Source organism: Halorubrum sp. B52 (assembly GCF_059752555.1).
Window position 1 is genome coordinate 31,556 of record NZ_MWTG01000010.1, and the last position, 17,971, is coordinate 49,526.

At 66.3% G+C, this 17,971-nt stretch carries 18 protein-coding genes; 9 read left to right on the plus strand and 9 right to left on the minus strand.

Annotation, left to right across the window (positions count from 1 at the left end):
• Position 1: 1 nt before the first annotated feature.
• The 3 genes from B4V04_RS14800 to B4V04_RS14810 are packed head-to-tail and all read right to left on the minus strand — an operon-like array spanning position 2 to position 1,222.
• Complete coding sequence (locus tag B4V04_RS14800) at positions 2 to 472, minus strand: DUF7346 family protein (RefSeq protein WP_498232494.1); 471 nt, start codon at positions 470 to 472, stop codon at positions 2 to 4.
• 26 nt (positions 473 to 498) lie between these two features.
• Positions 499 to 996 (minus strand): DUF7322 domain-containing protein, encoded by a 498-nt coding sequence (locus B4V04_RS14805; protein WP_498232495.1) that lies wholly within the window; start codon positions 994 to 996, stop codon positions 499 to 501.
• 52 nt (positions 997 to 1,048) lie between these two features.
• Entirely contained in the window at positions 1,049 to 1,222 is a 174-nt protein-coding gene (locus B4V04_RS14810) for a DUF7331 family protein (protein WP_498232496.1), read from the minus strand.
• 102 nt (positions 1,223 to 1,324) lie between these two features.
• On the opposite strand from B4V04_RS14810, the gene B4V04_RS14815 reads away from it, so the two are divergent.
• From B4V04_RS14815 to sufD, 4 genes are all read left to right on the plus strand, one after another.
• Positions 1,325 to 5,353, plus strand: a complete 4,029-nt coding sequence (locus B4V04_RS14815) for a DNA polymerase domain-containing protein (RefSeq protein ID WP_498232497.1) — start codon at positions 1,325 to 1,327, stop codon at positions 5,351 to 5,353.
• Between the two features lie 133 nt (positions 5,354 to 5,486).
• Complete coding sequence (locus B4V04_RS14820) at positions 5,487 to 6,407, plus strand: ABC transporter ATP-binding protein (RefSeq protein WP_498232498.1); 921 nt, start codon at positions 5,487 to 5,489, stop codon at positions 6,405 to 6,407.
• 52 nt (positions 6,408 to 6,459) lie between these two features.
• Positions 6,460 to 7,890: a Fe-S cluster assembly protein SufB gene (sufB, locus tag B4V04_RS14825; protein ID WP_498232499.1), complete on the plus strand. Its 1,431-nt coding sequence runs from the start codon at positions 6,460 to 6,462 to the stop codon at positions 7,888 to 7,890.
• A gap of 1 nt (position 7,891) precedes the next feature.
• The gene (gene sufD / locus B4V04_RS14830) at positions 7,892 to 9,106 is read left to right on the plus strand and encodes a Fe-S cluster assembly protein SufD (RefSeq protein WP_498232500.1); all 1,215 of its coding nucleotides are present in this window, start codon (positions 7,892 to 7,894) and stop codon (positions 9,104 to 9,106) included.
• A 35-nt stretch (positions 9,107 to 9,141) separates the two neighbouring features.
• On the opposite strand, the gene B4V04_RS14835 is transcribed toward sufD, so the two are convergent.
• From B4V04_RS14835 to B4V04_RS14845, 3 genes are all read right to left on the minus strand, one after another.
• On the minus strand, positions 9,142 to 9,327 hold the full coding sequence (locus B4V04_RS14835) for a hypothetical protein (RefSeq protein WP_498232501.1): 186 nt from the start codon (positions 9,325 to 9,327) through the stop codon (positions 9,142 to 9,144).
• On the minus strand, positions 9,324 to 9,668 hold the full coding sequence (locus B4V04_RS14840) for a HalOD1 output domain-containing protein (protein ID WP_498232502.1): 345 nt from the start codon (positions 9,666 to 9,668) through the stop codon (positions 9,324 to 9,326). Before B4V04_RS14840 ends, B4V04_RS14835 begins: the two co-directional genes overlap by 4 nt.
• A gap of 113 nt (positions 9,669 to 9,781) precedes the next feature.
• Positions 9,782 to 10,423, minus strand: coding sequence for a helix-turn-helix domain-containing protein (locus B4V04_RS14845; protein ID WP_498232503.1), 642 nt, complete (start codon positions 10,421 to 10,423; stop codon positions 9,782 to 9,784).
• Between the two features lie 162 nt (positions 10,424 to 10,585).
• Here B4V04_RS14845 and B4V04_RS14850 point away from each other — a divergent pair, with 162 nt between their 5' ends.
• From B4V04_RS14850 to B4V04_RS14870, 5 genes are all read left to right on the plus strand, one after another.
• A complete protein-coding gene (locus B4V04_RS14850; RefSeq protein WP_498232504.1) occupies positions 10,586 to 11,242 on the plus strand; it encodes a helix-turn-helix domain-containing protein in 657 nt (218 codons plus the stop codon).
• A 133-nt stretch (positions 11,243 to 11,375) separates the two neighbouring features.
• Positions 11,376 to 11,753, plus strand: coding sequence for a DUF7344 domain-containing protein (locus tag B4V04_RS14855; protein ID WP_498232505.1), 378 nt, complete (start codon positions 11,376 to 11,378; stop codon positions 11,751 to 11,753).
• Between the two features lie 85 nt (positions 11,754 to 11,838).
• On the plus strand, positions 11,839 to 12,438 hold the full coding sequence (locus B4V04_RS14860) for a DUF5789 family protein (protein WP_498232506.1): 600 nt from the start codon (positions 11,839 to 11,841) through the stop codon (positions 12,436 to 12,438).
• A 131-nt stretch (positions 12,439 to 12,569) separates the two neighbouring features.
• Entirely contained in the window at positions 12,570 to 13,055 is a 486-nt protein-coding gene (locus tag B4V04_RS14865) for a ferritin-like domain-containing protein (protein WP_498232507.1), read from the plus strand.
• Between the two features lie 43 nt (positions 13,056 to 13,098).
• On the plus strand, positions 13,099 to 13,536 hold the full coding sequence (locus B4V04_RS14870; RefSeq protein ID WP_144799907.1) for a metal-dependent transcriptional regulator: 438 nt from the start codon (positions 13,099 to 13,101) through the stop codon (positions 13,534 to 13,536).
• Positions 13,537 to 13,572: 36 nt separating this feature from the next.
• On the opposite strand, the gene prf1 is transcribed toward B4V04_RS14870, so the two are convergent.
• From prf1 to B4V04_RS14885, 3 genes are all read right to left on the minus strand, one after another.
• On the minus strand, positions 13,573 to 14,823 hold the full coding sequence (gene prf1 / locus B4V04_RS14875) for a peptide chain release factor aRF-1 (protein ID WP_498232508.1): 1,251 nt from the start codon (positions 14,821 to 14,823) through the stop codon (positions 13,573 to 13,575).
• A 487-nt stretch (positions 14,824 to 15,310) separates the two neighbouring features.
• The gene (gene argS, locus B4V04_RS14880) at positions 15,311 to 17,128 is read right to left on the minus strand and encodes an arginine--tRNA ligase (protein WP_498232509.1); all 1,818 of its coding nucleotides are present in this window, start codon (positions 17,126 to 17,128) and stop codon (positions 15,311 to 15,313) included.
• A 211-nt stretch (positions 17,129 to 17,339) separates the two neighbouring features.
• Entirely contained in the window at positions 17,340 to 17,945 is a 606-nt protein-coding gene (locus tag B4V04_RS14885) for an OsmC family protein (protein WP_498232510.1), read from the minus strand.
• Positions 17,946 to 17,971: the final 26 nt, after the last annotated feature.

A 17,971-nucleotide genomic window follows, 5' to 3' on the forward strand; every position in this document is an offset into this window, starting at 1 on the left:
TTCAGCTGTCCGCAGGGCGGTCGTGCTCCGTCTCATCGCTTCCGGTCGACCCGCCCCGCAGGAGTGCGATCGCCTCGCTCGCGTCGTCCGTCGCGGCGTATCCCCGCCGGCCGTCGACGTCGACCTCGTCGATCAGACCGGCCGCGCGGAGTTCCGTGACCGTTCCGTGAAGGTCGGACTCGCACAGGTCGGTCGCGTCGAGTAGCTCGATCACGGGGAGCGGCCCCTCGTCGACGACCACGGCGAGCAGGCCGAGCGACCGGTCGTCGTGGACCGCGCGAATCGCTTTGCGGACCGACGCGGGGATTCCGGAGGCCGCGGTCGCCAGCGGCGACTCGCCGTCGACGACGCTGAGTTCGTCGTTGTCGACGTATCGCTCCGCGCCCGTGGTCGGGTCGCGGACTCGGCTCGACTCCGCCGAGCGCTTCACGAGGAGGTACGTGTCGCCGTCGGCGTCGCGGACCGTCTGCATGGACGGAAGAGCGTGTCCCGGCGGCATTACGCTTCCGGGAGCGCGAGGTCGCGGTCGTCGTCGGAGGGACGGTCGTCGTCGGAGGGACGGTCGTCGTCGGAGAGGCGGTCGTCGTCGGAAACGGATTCGCCATCGTCGGAAACGGACTCGGTGTCGGCCGAATCGGCCTCGCCTTCGGCCGCCTCGTCCCGCGAGCGCTTCCACGCGCGGTACGTCTGGTAGGTCCGAACGCCGGCGAGGAGCCCGGCGACGAGGAGGACCGGTCCGACCCGCGACCACCCCTCGAAGAACCACACCATCGGGCCGAGCGCGACGAGGAGCACCGCCGCGTTCGCGTAGATCACGGCGGCGACGAACGCGCGGAGCGTGTCAGAGTCGACGTCGCTCGCGCCCTCGAAGTCGCCGCCGTCGTCGAACGTCTTCACCGAGGGCGCCTTCGGGATGTCCGGCGTCATCTCCCGCTCGGCGTCGGAGCTCTCGCCGAAGGAGACCTCGCCCTCGTCGTCCTCGTCGAGGCTGAACACGACCTGCCGTACGCGGGGACGGGGCAAAGGAGTTCCGTCCGTTCGCGCCGCCTCAGACCGCGTCGGCGAGCCGAACCGTTCGGCTCGCTTCGACCCACGCGAGGGGGTTCGCGGCGTCGAAAAGCACCACGCTCCCGTCGTCCTCGTACACCTCCACCTCGGTGTCGACCGCGTCGCGACCGGCCGGGCGAGCCACCTCGGGTTCCGAACGTGGGTCCGAAGACATAGAGCGTGGTAAGTAATCACACATTAAATGCCTTTCCGTGGCGGGAGTCCTCGCCGCACCCGAAAGCCGAGTTTTTTAGCCCGGTGCCGCCGAAGGACCGATATGACTCAGTCGGGGCTGTCGGACTTCTCGTCTGCCGGGGACGCCGGCGACGGGACGGGCGACGGCGCGGAGGCCGAACGAGAGGACCTCGCCGCGCAGGAGGCGGCGGCCGTCGCCGGCGGCGGACGGGGGCACGTCAGCGACGTCGTCGACGTCGACGAGGCGAAGTTCCCGGAGTCGACCGGGACCGTCGAGCTGATGATCACCCAGATCGACTACGCCGTGGAGGGGTACGGGAGCGACGAGTACCCCGTCGTCCACGTCTTCGGCCGGCGGCCGGCCGAGAACGTCGACGGCGACGGCGAGGACGACGTCCGCGAGCACGTCCGCGTGCTGGGCGTCGAGCCGTACTTCTACGTCCCCACCGCCGACCTCGACCGCGACCCCGTCGAGGCGTACGACGTCGTGATCGGGACGCGCGAGGAGGGCCCGGACGGCGAGCCGTACGAGAGCATCCGCGGCGAGCCGCTCACCCGGATCGTCACTCGCACGCCGCGCGACGTCGGGAACATCCGCGACGACTTCGAGACCAGCTTCGAGGCGGACATCCTCTTCCCGAACCGCTTCCTGATCGACAACGGGATCAACGGCGGGATGCGGGTCGAGGAGCGCCGGCTCGACGACGGCTCCGGGACGATGCAGGTCCACGAGGGACAGCTGGAGCCGGCCGAGGTCGACGCCGACCTCCGCGTGAACACCTTCGACATCGAGGTCGATGACCGGCGCGGCTTCCCCGAGGACGGCGAGGAGCCGATCATCTGTCTCACGAGCCACGACTCGTACGACGACGAGTACGTCGTCTGGCTGTACGACGCCCCCGAGGCCGAGATCCCGCCGCCCGAGGACCTCCCCGACTACGAGGGGATCGTCGGCGACGGCGGGGAGATCGATTTTAGAGTCCGCACGTTCGAGGAGGAGGCCGCGATGCTCGACGCGTTCGTCGACTACATCGACGACACCGACCCCGACCTCCTGACGGGGTGGAACTTCGAGGACTTCGACGCGCCGTACGTCCTCGATCGGATGGAGGTGCTCGACGACGGCAGCGAGTACGACCTCTCCGTCGACCGGCTCTCCCGGATCGGGGAGGTGTGGCGCTCCGGCTGGGGCGGCCCCGACATCAAGGGCCGAGTCGTCTTCGACCTGCTGTACGCGTACAAGCGGACGATGTTCACGGAGCTGGAGTCGTACCGGCTCGACGCGGTCGGCGAGCGCGAGCTCGGCGTCGGCAAGGAGCGGTACACGGGCGACATCGGCGACCTCTGGGAGCAGGACCCCGAGCGCCTCTTGGAGTACAGCATCCGCGACGTGGAGCTGTGCGTCGAGATCGACCGGAAACAGGACGTGATCGCCTTCTGGGACGAGGTGCGTACCTTCGTCGGCTGTAAGATCGAAGACGCGCCGACCCCCGGCGACACCGTCGACATGTACGTCCTCCACAAGGCGTTCGGGAAGTTCGCGCTCCCGACGAAGGGCCAGCAAGAGTCGGAGGATTTCGAGGGCGGCGCCGTCTTCGACCCGATCACGGGCGTCAAGGAGATGGTGACGGTCCAGGACTTAAAGAGCCTCTACCCGATGTGCATGGTGACGATCAACGCCGGACCGGAGACGAAAGTCGATCCCGACGCGTACGACGGCGAGACGTACGTCGCGCCCAACGGGACCCACTTTCAGAAGGAGCCGGACGGGATCATGCGCGAGATGGTCGACGAGCTCCTCTCCGAGCGCGAGGAGAAGAAGGCGCTCCGGAACGACCACGACCCCGGCACCGAGCCGTACGAGCAGTACGACCGACAGCAGGCTTCTGTAAAGGTTATTATGAACTGCTTCACGCCGGATACCGAGGTCGTGACCCCCGACGGCGTGCGGTCGATCACGGACCTCGATGTCGGCGACGAAGTGTACTCCCTCGATCCGAACACCGAGGAAATGGAAATCAAGACCGTCGAGGAGACCCACGCGTACCCTGATTATCGGGGCGAACTCGTTGACGTCGAGACCTCGAAGATCGACTTTCGCGTGACGCCGAACCACCGGATGCTCGTCCGAAAGAACGAGACGAACGGGATCACCGAAGACGGGTACGGTTTCGTGGAGGCGGGCGACCTCGACCGGGCGACGAACTACGAACTGCCACACGATTGGGAGGGACCGGACGGCGACCGGATCGACGAGGTCGATCTGACCGAACTCGTCGACGGCGAGTACGAGGTGTGGGTCCGACCGAGCGTCCACGGCCACACGTTCACCGCCGAGCTGGGCTGGACGCCGCGGCGTGTCCCGAAAGCGGACGTCGGCCAGACCGGCTACGTGTTCACGGCAGAGGAGTTCGAGGAACACCGCGAGTACGTCGAGTCGGTGTGCGAGACGAGTTTCGTTCACCGCGAGTCCGGCCGGAAGTGGATCCCGCGGACCTACGACGGCGACGATTTCCTCGGTCTGCTCGCCTGGTACGTCACCGAAGGAAACGTGTACACCTCAGAGGAGAAGACGTTCGGTGAGAATCACCGGGGCTCCGCGACGACGGTGAAGATCGCACAGAACGCCATCGCCGACGGGGGCGGCCATCACGCGAGCATCGGCGAACTGCTCGACGGGATGGGGTTCGACTGCTACGTCGACGACCGCGCGTATCAGTTCACGTCGGAGCTTCTCGGAGATCTGCTCCGAGAGATCTGCGGCGGCGACAGTTCCGAGAAACGGATTCCGGACATCGTGTTCGATGCGACCCGGACACAGAAGCGCCGCTTCTTGGAAACGCTGATCGACGGCGACGGGGATCGACAGTCGGGATCGTGGCGGTACACGACCTCCAGCAACCGGCTCCGTGACGACGTGCTCCGACTGTGCACACACCTCGGCTTGACTGCGAGCTACAACCGTGACGGCGGGAGCTGGCGGATCTACGTGACGGAAGACGCGAAGAACACGCTGCGGATGCATCGGAGCGGATCGCGGAGCGAGGCCGAAGACGGCGTCTACTGCGTGACCGTCGAGGACAACCACACGCTCTTCGCGGGACGGAACGGGAAGTTCCAATTTGTCGGGCAGTCGTTATATGGCGTGACGGGGTGGGATCGGTTCCGGCTCTACGACAAAGAGGGCGCAGCGGCCGTCACGGCGACCGGTCGGGAAGTCATCGACTTCACCGAAGAGGCGGCTAACGAGCTCGACTACGAAGTCGCCTACGGCGACACCGACAGCGTCATGCTTTCGTTGTCTGACATGTCTAAGGAGGAAGCGATCGAGACCTCCTTCGAGATAGAGGACCACATCAACGAGCGCTACGACGACTTCGCGCGCGACGAGCTGAACGCAGAGTTCCACCGCTTCCAGATCGAGTTCGAGAAGCTCTACCGACGGTTCTTCCAGGCGGGCAAGAAGAAGCGATACGCCGGCCACATCATCTGGAAGGAGGGGAAAGACGTCGACGACATCGACATCACCGGCTTCGAGTACAAGCGCTCCGACATCGCTCAGATTACGAAGGAGGTCCAGCAGAACGTCATCGAGACGATCGTGACGGGCGACGACATCGACGAGGACATGGAGGAGGTGAAAGAGTACCTCGTCGACGTCATCGCGCGCGTGCTCGACGGCGACGTCGATCTCGACGAGATCGGGATTCCGGGCGGGATCGGCAAGAAGCTGGACGCCTACGACACCCCGACCGCGCAGGTCCGGGGCGCCAAGTACGCGAACCTCATGCTTGGGACCAACTTCGGGAGCGGATCGAAGCCGAAGCGGCTCTACATCGAGAAGGTCCACCCCGACTTCTGGGAGCGGATGGAAGAAGAGGAGGGGCTCGACCCGCAGCGCGACCACCTGTACGGGGAGTTCAAGCGCGACCCCGACGTGATCTGCTTCGAGTACGCCGACCAGGTCCCCGACGAGTTCGAGGTCGACTGGGAGAAGATGCTGGACAAGACGCTGAAGGGACCCATCGAACGCGTCATCGAGGCGCTCGGGATGTCCTGGGAGGAGGTCAAGACCGGCCAGGAACAGACCGGACTCGGCTCGTTCATGTAGGCGAATCGTTTCGGGGAAAGGAGTTTTCGATCGTTAGAAAAATTCTTACTGAATTCGAGAGTTTTGGCAGGGAAAGTCGTAACCATTAACCCCCTCAACCACCACCGTCAACGTACGAGGCACGAGAATACACATGGCTACTCTCGAAATCAACGATCTTCACGCACGAGTGGCGGAAGAGGGCGGCGAACGCATCCTTCGCGGGGTCGATCTGACCGTCGAGTCCGGCGACATCCACGCGCTGATGGGGCCGAACGGCTCCGGGAAGTCGACGCTCGCGAAGGTCATCGCCGGCCACCCGGCGTACGAGGTCACCGACGGCGAGATACTGCTCCACCTCGACGAGGAGGACCTCGCCGACGTCGACGCCGACCTCGACGACGAGGACTACCACTGGGAGCTGCTGGAGCTGGAGCCGAACGAGCGCGCCGCGCTCGGCATCTTCCTCGGCTTCCAGTACCCGGCGGAGATCGAGGGCGTCACCATGACGAACTTCCTCCGGCAGGCGCTCAACGCGAAGGCGGACGAGCGCGAGGAGCTGTTCGAGGACGAGGACGCCGAGGAGGCCGACGCCGACGAGGACGACGAGGGGTACGAGACCTCCCCGATGGAGGGTCCCGCTGACGACGGCGAGATCGGCGTCGCCGAGTTCCAGCAGATCCTCTCGGAGAAGATGGAGCTGCTCGACATGGACGAGAAGTTCATGCAGCGCTACCTCAACGCCGGCTTCTCCGGCGGCGAGAAGAAGCAGAACGAGGTCCTGCAGGCCGCGATGTTAGAGCCCGCGATCGCCGTGCTCGACGAGATCGACTCCGGGCTCGACATCGACCGGCTCCAGGACGTCTCCGAGGGCATCAACGCGCTCCGCGACGAGCAGGGCACGGGCGTCCTCCAGATCACCCACTACCAGCGAATCTTAGACTACGTCGAGCCCGACCACGTCCACGTAATGTTAGACGGACAGGTCGTCAAGAGCGGCGGCGCGGAGCTCGCCGAGAAGCTCGAGGACAAGGGGTACGACTGGGTCCGCGAGGACGCGTTCGAGACGGCGTAACCACAAATGGTCACGCAACAGGAATAAACGGGGGAGCACGTAAGACATTATCATGAGTTCACAGCAAGACGACCTCAAAGAGACAGACACCGAGGCCCGCTTCGAGTTCAAGAAGGAGGAGAAGTCCGCCTTCCAGACCGAGAAGGGCCTCACCGAGGAGACGGTCCGCGTCATCTCGGAGGACAAGGACGAACCGGAGTGGATGCTGGAGCGGCGCCTGCGCGCGCTCGAGCAGTTCCAGGAGATGCCGATGCCGACCGACTGGCCCGGGCAACCGGACCTGAGCGAGGTCGACGTCGACGAGATCATCCCGTACATCCGGCCGGACGTCGACGTCCGCGCCGGCGTGGACGACTGGACGGAGCTCCCGGACGAGATCAAAGACACCTTCGACAAGCTGGGCATCCCGGAGGCCGAGAAGAACGCGCTCTCCGGCGTCGGCGCGCAGTACGAGTCGGAGGTCGTCTACCAGAACATGCAGGAGCGCTGGGAGGAGAAGGGCGTCATCTTCTGTAACATGGACGAGGCCGTCCAGGAGCACGAGGAGCTCGTCCGCGAGCACTTCATGACGAAGTGCGTCCCGCCGAGCGACAACAAGTTCGCGGCGCTCCACGGCGCCATCTGGTCCGGCGGCTCGTTCGTCTACGTGCCGGAGAACACCACCGTCGACATGCCGGTGCAGGCGTACTTCCGGATGAACTCCGAGGGGATGGGCCAGTTCGAGCACACGCTCATCATCGCCGAGGAGGGCTCCGAGGTCCACTACATCGAGGGCTGTTCCGCGCCGAAGTACTCGGCGTTCAACCTCCACTCCGGCGGCGTCGAGGTGTTCGTCGGGGAGGACGCGCACGTCCAGTACTCCACGGTGCAGAACTGGTCGAAGAACACGTACAACCTGAACACGAAGCGCGCCATCGCCGAGAAGGGCGGGCGCATGGAGTGGATCTCGGGGTCGATGGGGTCGAAGGCGACGATGCTGTACCCCTCGACGATCCTGAAGGGGCGCGGCGCCTCCGACAACCACATCACCATCGCCTTCGCGGGCGAGGGCCAGGACATCGACACCGGCGCGAAGGTGTACCACAACGCGCCGGACACCAAGTCGACCGTCGAGTCGAAGTCGATCGCGAAGGACGGCGGCCGCACCAACTACCGCGGCCTCGTTCACATCGCGGACGGCGCCGAGAACTCCTCGACCGCCGTGGAGTGCGACGCGCTGATGTTCGACAACGAGTCGACGTCGGACACGATGCCGTACATGGAGATCAACGAGTCGAAGGTCGACGTCGCCCACGAGGCGACCGTCGGGAAGATCGGCGACGAGGACATCTTCTACCTGCAGTCGCGCGGCCTCGACGACGACGACGCCAAGCAGATGATCGTTTCGGGCTTCATCGAGCCCATCACGGAGGAGCTGCCCATCGAGTACGCCGTCGAGCTCAACCGGCTCGTCGAGCTGGAGATGGAGGGCTCGCTCGGATAACATGAGCACGAAAGCAATCGAGAGCCTCTCGGAGGACACGGTACGACGCATCGCCGACGAACGCGACGAGCCCGAGTGGCTCCTCGAGACCCGTCTGAACGCGCTCGCCGCGCTGGAGACGGCGGACCTGCCCGACGTCATCCAGACGCCCGGCCGCCGCTGGACCGACCTGGAGTCGCTGGACTTCGAGTCGCTCGTCGACCCGCTGAACCAGTCGGACACCACGGAGCGGGCGGCCGGCGACGACGAGGTCGTCGTCCTCCCCTTCACCGAGGCGTTCGACGAGTACGGCGACGTCATCGAGGCGAACTTCGGCTCGGTGCTCGACCCCGAGCACAACTACCTCACGGCGCTTTCGGTCGCGCTCTTTACCACCGGCACGTTCGTCTACGTCCCCGAGGGCGTCGACGTCGAGGACGTGACGGTGCGCGCGGAGATGAACTCCCGCTCGCTGTTCAGCCAGACGCTCGTCGTCGCCGAGGAGTCGTCCTCGGTGACGATCCTCGAGTCGATCGAGAGCGGTGACAGCGAGGTCGACGGCGACCGCTACTTCTCGAACCTCGTCGAGATCGCCGCGGGCGAGAACTCGAACGTCCAGTTCGGCTCGCTCCAGAACCTCGACGACGACTCGTACACCTACTCGCTGAAGCGCGGCGAGACGGACGCGTACGCGACGGTCGACTGGATCGAGAGCAACTTCGGCTCGAAGCTCACCCGCTCCGACGTCGAGACCGAGCTGAACGGTGACGGCTCCGAGAGTCAGATCGTCGGGACGTTCTTCGGCACCGACGACCAGCACTTCGACCTGAACGCCCGCGTCTGGCACCAGGCCGAGCACACGACGGCCGACCTGGTCACGCGCGGCGTGCTCGACGACGTGGCCCGCTCCGTCTACGAGGGCGTCCAGGACGTCGGCGAGGACGCGTGGAACACGTCCAGCTACCAGCGCGAGAACACGCTGATGCTGTCGGACGACGCCGAGGCCGACGCGTCGCCGAAGCTGATCATCCACAACCACGACACCGAGGCGTCGCACTCCGCGACGGTCGGGCAGGTCGACGCCGAGGACCTGTTCTACCTCGAGAGCCGCTCGATCGACTCCCGCACGGCGCGGAACATGCTCGTCGAGGGCTTCTTCGTCCCCGTGTTAGAGGAGATCGCGGTCGACGAGTTCCGCGACGACGTTCAGGAGCTCGTCCTCCAGCGGCTCCGGTAGGCGGAGTCGCCGCTTTTTCGCCGAGATAGATCCCGTCACTCGGAGCCGCCCGGCTTCTCGACCTCGGCGACGATGACGTCCCAGTCGGGGTGTTCCGCGCCGTTTCGGCACTCCCACCCGCCCTCGACGTCGACGCCCGTCCGGTGCGCGCGGCGAAGCAGCGCCCGCAGTTCGGTGCGGAATCCCGCCTCGTCCGACGTCGTCTCGTCCTCGGAGCTCACGCGGACTGGAGCCCCTCGCTCCCGGTGCTGCCGTCGTCGTCGAGCGTGCGGTTCGCGATCACCGCGTCGTCGGTGACGGTGACCTCGCGTCCCGCGACCGTGGAGGTGACGCGAACGTCGCCGTCGGTCGAACCCCTGAAAAGCGCGTCGAGCGACTCGACGTCGATCGATTGAAACAGCGGGTCCATCTCGGTCGGGTCGACGTCCAAAATCTCTGCGAGGGTCGCGATGACCGCCGTACTGGCCGAGGTCTTCATCCGGTCGTACCGTGCCAGATACGTCTCCGACCCCGGACGGAAAACGAACGACTCGAGAATTGTTCCGGCGTCTCTGACGGACATATAACGGTGTAACGGTCTGCGTCGGTTCAAGTGTACTACTGATAGTACAGAAGGTATTTATAGGGAACGGGCGATCCTCGGCGTCGCCGGATCCCGAAGCGAGCGGCGACGCGTCACGGCGTGATCAGCGTCTTCGCGATCAGTCGGCGGTGGCCGCGTCTGAGCCGGGAGGACAGCGACTGTTGCGAGATCCCGAGCTCCGCCGCGACCTCCTCCAGCGACGCCGTCCGCGGCGAGTCGAAGTGCCCCATCTCGTACGCCAACACCAGCGCCTCTCGCTGCGTGTCCGTGAGCTCGTACCCGGCTCCCTGCACCGGTAACAGCGAGTGGACGGCGGTGATCTCGATCGGGATGTCGTGAGCCTGGCAGTCCGTTCGGAACTCGCCGATCCGGTCGCGGCTCTCCCCGCGGACCTCGAACTGCCACCCCTCCTTGGTGCCGATACCCGAGAGCACGACGATGTTGGCGTGCGCGAGGGCGTTCAGGACGCCGTAGTAGTCGTCGTTCCACTCCGCGCGCATGAGATACTCGCCGTCGACGTCGTCGATGAGCTCGATGCTCACGACGCCCCGATGCGCGTCGAAGGCGGCTTCGATGTCTGACGCGCGCGCACCGCGCACCCAGAAGTACGGGATGATGAGCGACTCGTCCGGAATGAGTCGCTCCAACTCCACTGTCACCTCCGGTAGGTTCTCGAACACCGTCCCCAGCGGGAACTCGTCCGCCGGGCTCGTGAACTGCATGACCGTGGCCATACGGGCCGATCGGTCCAAACGGAGATAACCCGCGAGTATGGTGTGCCAAGCACCCGACCGCCTGACGGAACGGGGTTCGAACGTCACGCTCAGCGCGAACATGGTATACCATGGCCCTCTTCTTTATACGGGGATCGAGAACTACTCATTCGGAATCGATTAATGAGTGTGATCGTGGAGTTCCGGGTGTCGTCCGGGAGCTTCGAACTCGGACGGATACTCGCGGTCGAGGGGAACTCCACCGTCGAACTCGAGACGCTCGTCCCCCTCGGAGGGGCCACCGTCCCGCTGTTCTGGATCCACGACGCCTCGCGCGACTCGTTCGTGGACGGGGTCCGGCGTCACCCGACCGTCGAGGCGGCCACGCCGGTCGAGGAGTTCGAGGACCGCACGCTGTTCACGCTGGAATGGGACGCGAACCGGGACGACCTCATCGAGGCGGTGCAGGCGAGCGGGGGCCAGATCCTGGACGGCGTCGGGGCTCCGTCGACGTGGACGTTCGAGGTCCGATTCCCGAGCCAAGAGTCGCTCAGCGCGTTCTCGACCGACTGCGAGGAGGCCGGGATCAACCTGGAAGTGACCCGCGTGTACGAACCTTCGGAACCGGACGTACAGCCGTGGTACGGGATCACCGAACCGCAGTTCGAGGCGCTCACGCTCGCGGTCCGGGCGGGATACTACGACATCCCGAGAGGGTGCACGACGAAGGAGCTCGCCGACGAGCTCGGCATCTCCGACCAGGCCGTCACCGAGCGCCTCCGACGCGCCATCGCGGCGCTCGTCACGCACACGCTCCCGGTCGTCGACACCGAGCGCTGAATCTCGTCTCTCTCCGCCTCGCGATATGATGGCAGACATGGTGTACCATGGGGAAGCGAAATACGAGTGACGAGAGTAGGCCTGTCGTGCGAAATTCACAGAGAGCGACACGTCCACGGATCGGAGATATCGCGTGACGAAAGGCGAGCCGGAACGCGAGCGTTCGATCGGTGCGGAGCGTTTCGACCCGGACGGGGTCCTGTCTGCGATCGCCGACGGACGGCGACGGGCGGTCCTCCGGTCGCTGCGCCGGGACGACGACGGCGCTTCCGAGCTCGACGCGCTCGTCGACGACATTCGGGACGAGTCTCGACGCGAGGGGACGACGACGGACGCCGAGCGGCGGCGGATCCGAATCGGGCTGCATCACGTCGACCTACCCAAGCTGGAGGCCGCCGGTCTCGTCGAGTACGACCCGGACGAGAAGCGAGTGCGGAGCGTCGAGGGGGCGCTCGCCCGGCGGCTGCGGTCGGTGATCGACGAGCACGAGGCGGAGGCCCGGAACGGATAGCGGGGTGCGGACGTTCATTATTTCGAGACTGTTATAATTTCATACTACCTACAGGACTATACGGTCGGGAGCCGTAGACGGGAGAATGGCAGACGACAAAGCGGGACGGGAGGACCAAGCCCGGGACGAGGAGAACCGACAGCGACGGCGCGACGTCGACGCGGAGCTGGAACGCGGCGACGAGCCCGAACCGGAGCTCGACACCGCGGATCTCGGAGAAGTCGAGACCGAGCTCGAACGGCTGGAGTTCCCGACCACAGGGGCTGAGATCGTCTCGAGGATCGGCGACCGCGAGATCGCCTCCCCGGCGGAGCGGTACACCGTCGAGCAGCTGGTCCCGGACACGGACCGAGCGGTGTTCGACTCCCCTGACCGCGTCCGCGTTCGGATACAGCGACCCACCGTCGCCGCGGCGATGAAGCGGATCGTCGAGGCCAGCGAGGCGCTGCCGAACGAGGAGCTCGACGGCTCGCAGTACGACGCCTACGAGCGGACCTTCCAAGAACTGAAGCGGGTCAGCCCCGACGACGACGACGAGGCGATCGCGGAGGTCCGCGACTGGGTCGTCGAGCGGATCCGCGAGAAGGGGAAGCTCCCGACCTCGCGAGGGATCCGTCGACAGGCGGCGAAGGTCTCTCGGCGAGAGGGACACCGGGTCCGGAACAGCGACTGGCTCGGGATATAGGCGGTCGACCGCCCTCCCGCCGTGCGGGCCCGTCCGAACGACCCCCGGCTGAAGGGGAACACCTTAAGTCGGCCTGCGCCCGAATGCGAATGTATGCGAACGGGCGTATCGAGCGGTGACGGGTGGTGGCCGTGAGCGTGAGCCAGCGGATCGCCTCCGACGACCAGCTCGCCCGGCTGCTGCAGATCGGAATCGTGTTGGAGGAGGTGGTCGAGGCGCGGGCGCATCACCACTATCGAGGCGTCGAAGCCGATCTCGACGACGAGATCGAGGCGCTGCTCGCGGACGCGGCCGAGGAGTCCGCCGACCACCGCGAGCGGTTGGAGTCGCTCATCGCCGGGCTCGGGGTCGACAGCGTCCCGTTCGACGAGATCGAGTCGCTCGTCGACGCCCGCTACGGCCGGACCAAGCCCGAGGACTTCGACGGGATCCTGTACGATCAGCTGTGTAACGAGGAGACGGCCTACAAGTTCTACGACGACCTCATCGAGGCGATCGAGGCGTCCGACGCGGAGTTCTCGATCGACCGGGAACGCCTCCTGGAGACGCTGCGGACGATCCGGGAGGAGGAGGCCGAGGGCGTCAGCGAGGTCACGGAGGTCATGGAGCGACGATGAACCGACGCATCGAACCGACGACGGTCCCCGACGGAGGAGAGCCGTGAACACCGCAGACCAGTACCTCAAAACGATATACGTCGTACAGGAGCAGGAGGACGGCCCGGCCTCGACGGGGTCGATAGCCGACGCCCTCGACGTGAGCCCGGCGAGCGCGAACGAGATGATCGGCAAGCTGGAGGAGCGCGGGCTCGCCGAACACGAGAAGTACAAGGGGGTCCGGCTCACCGACGACGGGATCATCCGAGCGCGAGACGCGCTCCAGACCTACTGTATCATCGAGCGCTTCCTCGCGAACGTGCTCGGCGTCGAGGAGTTCCGCGCGGAGGCCCGCGAGCTGGAGGCCGTCATCGACGACACCGTCGCCGAGCGGCTCGACACGATCATCGACCGACAGCCGGAGTGTCCGGACTGCTTCGACCCCGAGACCGACGCCTGCGCGTGCCTGGAAGTCGCGATGGCGCCGGTCGAGTCGGAGTGAGGCGGGAGACGCGTCCCCGTCGTCGGGGCGGTCGATTTAGACGCCCGTGGAGTACCGCAGAATTCCCGCGATGCCGCCGAACGCGTCCATCAGCTGTTCGCCCTTCTCGAAGTCCGTGGAGATGAACTTCGTGTCCGTCCCGCGCTGCTCGGCGATGTTCATCAGGTGTTCGATGACGTCGTCGCGCTCGTCGACGTCGGCCGGCTCGCCGCACTCGGAGCACTCGTGGTCCGGAGTGGAGTGCCGCGAGTCGATCACCTCGTACTCCTCGTGGCCGTTCGGGCACTCGTAGACGACGACGTCGGAGCGGAGGTCCTCGGAGATGAGCAGCCGGTCGACCGAGCCCATGATCAGGTTCCGCCGGGTCTGCTCGAAGCCGTACGTCGCCTCCTCGCCGGTGTGGAGCTTCTCGAAGAACTCCTCCATGTGGCGTTTGTCCTCGACGATCTCCTGGTCGGCGAGCGCCTCGCTGGCGTTGTCGACGAGGTCCTTCAGCCCGGACTCGTCGGTGTACGCCACGTCGAACTTGCCGAGCACCTTGTCCTGGAGCTCGTGGTGGAGGTAGTCGCCGTCGAGGAACTCGTCTTTCGTCGGCGAGGGGCCGCCGACGAGGATGCCGTCGAGCTCGTGACGCTTGTCGACGAACAGGTCGTTGGCCATCCCCGCGACCTCCTGATAGAAGTTGTCGATCGCTTCCAGCCGGAGGCGGGCGAACCGCTGCGCGGACTGGCCCCCTTTCCGCTGTTTGCCGGGGACGAGCGAGGAGGCCGACTTGACGGGCTCGATGCGCTTGCCCTTCAGCCAGCCGACGTTGGCCTCGCGGCGGTCTAAGACGATGAGCCCGAACAGCCCGGAGTCCTCCAGCATGTGCTCGAGCGGCTCGGTGAGGAACTCGGAGTCGCAGTGGTAGCGGAACGACTCGACGGGCTGGGGCGGCGACTCCAGCGTCCGGGTGACCATGTCGGTCTGGCCGCCGCCGGCGTCGATCGCCCCCGAGAAGATCACGATCCCGTTCTCGGGCGGGAAGGTGTCGTAGTAGCGGAGGCGGTCCTTGATCGACGTGAGCGCGTCCTGCACGGCCGTCCGGGTCTGCTTGGACTTGATGTTGGACGCCTCGCTGTGTTCCTGGGTGACGTGGGCCACCACGTCGGAGATCTGCCGGTCCTCGGGAATGTAGATAGTGACGAGCTGCGTGCCGGAGCCCTCGAAGTCCTTGAGCTCCTCGATGACCTTCCGGAACTCGTACTTCCGTCGGTCCTCGCTCGCCGCTTGGGCGTCGCTACTCATTACCCGAACTACGGCGGCGTGCGTGTAAGTAAGCTTTGACCTCCCCGTTAGAGCGGCGGTACCGAGTCGCACGGATCGTCGAACGCGTGAGTAGTTATACTGATGAGCGGTGGCGCGCGCCCGTGAGCGGGCCGAAGGCCCGCGAGCGGCGTCGCGCGAGGGAGTCGGTCACCCGGAGCAACGCGGAGGGCGACCGACGAGGCTGGGGAGGCGTGAGGAGCGGGGTGGTTGCGGTCGGGCGGGACTCAAAGGGGCAGTCGTGAGGACGAAGACGGGCGACGCAAGCACCACAGGGAGCGAGTGAAACGAGCGACTGAGGAGCGCAGCGAGCCCATCGAGTCCTCGCGACTGGGGCTTTGGAAGTGTTCACCGGAGTGTTGGCAACTGCGTACAGCCGAGCGACTTGGGCTTTGGAAGTGTTCACCGCACCAACGACGACACCACTTCGATCAAAAAGAACCGAATGACCGAACCGATCGCCCCGCTCCTACATCGACTCGGGCGCCTCGACTCCGAGCACGTCGAGCGCGTTCGCCATCGTGTGCTTCGCGGCCGCGACGAGCGCGACGCGCGCGGCGCGGAGCTCGTCGTTCTCGGCCGTGACGACCGGACACTCCCGGTAGAAGGCGTTGTACGCGTCGGCGAACTCGCGGGTGAACGTCGCCACCGTGTGCGGCTCCAAGTCGTCGGCGGCCTCCTCGATGACGGCGGGGAAGCGGGCGACCTCGCGGAGGAGCTCGCGCTCCGCCTCCGTGTCGAAGACCGCGGCGTCGACGTCGAGGGCGTCGGGGTCGACCGCGCTCTCGGAGCCGCCGGCGCCGCCCGTCACGCCCGGCACGTCGACGCCTTCGGCCGCGGCCTCGTCGAGGATCCCGGCGCAGCGCGCGTGGACGTACTGGACGAACGGGGCCGACTGCGCCTCGAAGTCGAGCGCGTCCTCCCACTCGAAGGTGATCGCCTTCGCGGGCTGTTTCGAGACGATGTCGTACCGAACCGCGCCGATGCCGACCTGGTGGGCGATGCGCTCGACGTCCTCGTCGGTGAGGTCGTCGTCGCGGATGCGGTCGTCCATCCGGCTCTCGACCGCCTCGCGGGCGCGGTCGATCGCCTCGTCCAGCAGGTCGTCGAGCATCACGCCGGTCCCGCGTCGGGTGGACATCTTCCCGTCGGGGAGGTTGACGTACGAGTAGATGACGTGGCCGAGCCGGTCGGTGTCGTTGCCGAGGAGCTCTAAGGTCGCGTCGAGCTGGTCGGCCTGCAGCTTGTGGTCCTCGCCGAGCACGGTGACGGCGCGGTCGTAGTTGTCGAACTTCCACTCGTGGTGGGCCAGGTCGCGGGTGGTGTAGAGGCTCGTGTCGTCCGAGCGCAGGAAGACGAGGTTCTTCTCGATCCCCCACTCGTCGAGCTCCAGCTGCCAGGCGTCCTCCTCGTAGACGGCCTGATCGGTCTCTTTCAGCCGCGCGGCGATGTCGTCGGTGGAGCCGTCGCGCATGAACCGCGTCTCCTTGACGAACTCGTCGAACTCCGCCGGGAGCCGCGCGAGACACTCCTTCATCCCGCCGAGCACGGCGTCGACGACCTCGCCGACGCGCTCGTACGTCGCCTCGTCGCCGACCTCGAGCCCCTGCAGGATCGCGGCGATCTCCTCCTCCGCGGCCTCGACGTCGTCGGGGTCGGCCTCCTCCAGGAACGCGTTCCCCTTCCGGTAGTAGCGGACGAGGTCGTACTCGGCGCGGTCGCGGGCGGGCTCCTCGTCGAGATCCGACTCGTCGAACCGCTCGTACGCCCACGTGAACACCGCCATCTGGCGGCCCGCGTCGTTGACGTAGTAGTGGCGGTCGACGTCGTAGCCGGCGTACTCCATGAGGTTCGCGACCGCGTCCCCGACGATCGGGTTGCGCGCGCGGCCGACGTGGACCGGGCCGGTGGGGTTCGCGCTCGTGTGCTCGACGACGACCGAGGTCTCCCGGTCGGGGAGCGCGCCGTAGCCCGCGTCGGCGGCGGCCGCGTCGAGCGCGTCGACGAGGTAGCGCTCGCCCGCGTGGAAGTTGACGTACGGCCCGGCCGTGTCGACCGAATCGAGGTAGTCGTAGCCGGCGACGTCGACCGCGGCGGCGACCTCGCTCGCGACGTTCGGCGGCGCGTCGCCGACCTCGCCCGCGAGCCGGAAGGCGACGCTGGAGGCGAGCGTCGCGTCCATGTCGTCGGGCGGGCGTTCGATGCCGAGGTCGTCGGTCGGGAGGTCGAGCGTGGCGAGCGCGTCCGAGAGCGCCGCCTCGACCTCCGACCGGAACTGCCTGAACATACCGTCCGTTCGTCGGTCGGCCTAAAAGGCCCTTCCGAAGCGGCGCGCGGGAGGACGACGGACGGAACGTGCGCGAGGCTGCGGTGGCGTGCGCCCCCGAGTAGCCGTTGATAGCGGCCACGAGGAGCGCGTCGAGGTCGCCGGCGAGATGCTTTTCACTGCTGCTCAATGCGTTTCACACAGGGTGATTCCGGCGTTCGGGTCAACCCCGTCAGTCGTCGGCCGCCGCCTCGGCCGGCGTGTTCACCGTTAGCTGGACATCTTGGGCGAGCGAGACGAGCGTGTAGACGGGTGCTCGTCGGGCCCACTCATCGACCAGGTCGTCGTCCACGTCCTCCCCCTCGATTTCGATCTCAGCGGTCAGGTTCTCGTAGACCGAGTCGGCCTCCTTGAGTTCGGCCAGACTGAATAGGACCGCCGGATCGAAGTCGGTCCGGACGCGCGTCCGGAGCTGGTCGATGTCGACACCGTTTGCGGCGGCATTGATGCTGATGCCGACGTTGATACAGGCGGCGAGCGCGGACAGTGCCGCTTCGATCGGTTCGATCCGATCGGTCGCGCCGACCCACCCACCGGCGTCCAGCACCTCCTTCCAGGCGCCGTACGGGACGGTGTATTCACGCGTCTCGCGAGCGACGGTCTCGCCGCCGAGGTCGTAGCTATCGATCTTCGCCAGGCTGTGCGCGGCCGTCCCCTCGTAGGTCGCGGACGCCCCGAGGCCGAGCTGAACGGCTTCGGGATTCTCGGCTGCGTGTTCGGCGAACCCTTCGAGAGTTCCCAGGTCGATACCGTGCGATAGTTGTTGTTCGTCGGTCATCGGTTTCTCCGCCGGGGTAGAAACGT

Excerpts from the sequence above, each read along its gene's own strand:
- sufB (WP_498232499.1), top strand. The coding sequence starts at position 6,460 with ATGAGTTCACAGCAAGACGACCTCAAAGAGACAGACACCGAGGCCCGC.
- B4V04_RS14820 (WP_498232498.1), top strand. The coding sequence starts at position 5,487 with ATGGCTACTCTCGAAATCAACGATCTTCACGCACGAGTGGCGGAAGAG.
- sufD (WP_498232500.1), top strand. The coding sequence starts at position 7,892 with ATGAGCACGAAAGCAATCGAGAGCCTCTCGGAGGACACGGTACGACGC.
- B4V04_RS14850 (WP_498232504.1), top strand. The coding sequence starts at position 10,586 with ATGAGTGTGATCGTGGAGTTCCGGGTGTCGTCCGGGAGCTTCGAACTC.
- B4V04_RS14840 (WP_498232502.1), bottom strand. The coding sequence starts at position 9,668 with ATGTCCGTCAGAGACGCCGGAACAATTCTCGAGTCGTTCGTTTTCCGT.
- B4V04_RS14810 (WP_498232496.1), bottom strand. The coding sequence starts at position 1,222 with ATGTCTTCGGACCCACGTTCGGAACCCGAGGTGGCTCGCCCGGCCGGT.
- argS (WP_498232509.1), bottom strand. The coding sequence starts at position 17,128 with ATGTTCAGGCAGTTCCGGTCGGAGGTCGAGGCGGCGCTCTCGGACGCG.
- B4V04_RS14860 (WP_498232506.1), top strand. The coding sequence starts at position 11,839 with ATGGCAGACGACAAAGCGGGACGGGAGGACCAAGCCCGGGACGAGGAG.
- B4V04_RS14845 (WP_498232503.1), bottom strand. The coding sequence starts at position 10,423 with ATGGCCACGGTCATGCAGTTCACGAGCCCGGCGGACGAGTTCCCGCTG.
- B4V04_RS14800 (WP_498232494.1), bottom strand. The coding sequence starts at position 472 with ATGCAGACGGTCCGCGACGCCGACGGCGACACGTACCTCCTCGTGAAG.
- prf1 (WP_498232508.1), bottom strand. The coding sequence starts at position 14,823 with ATGAGTAGCGACGCCCAAGCGGCGAGCGAGGACCGACGGAAGTACGAG.
- B4V04_RS14815 (WP_498232497.1), top strand. The coding sequence starts at position 1,325 with ATGACTCAGTCGGGGCTGTCGGACTTCTCGTCTGCCGGGGACGCCGGC.
- B4V04_RS14885 (WP_498232510.1), bottom strand. The coding sequence starts at position 17,945 with ATGACCGACGAACAACAACTATCGCACGGTATCGACCTGGGAACTCTC.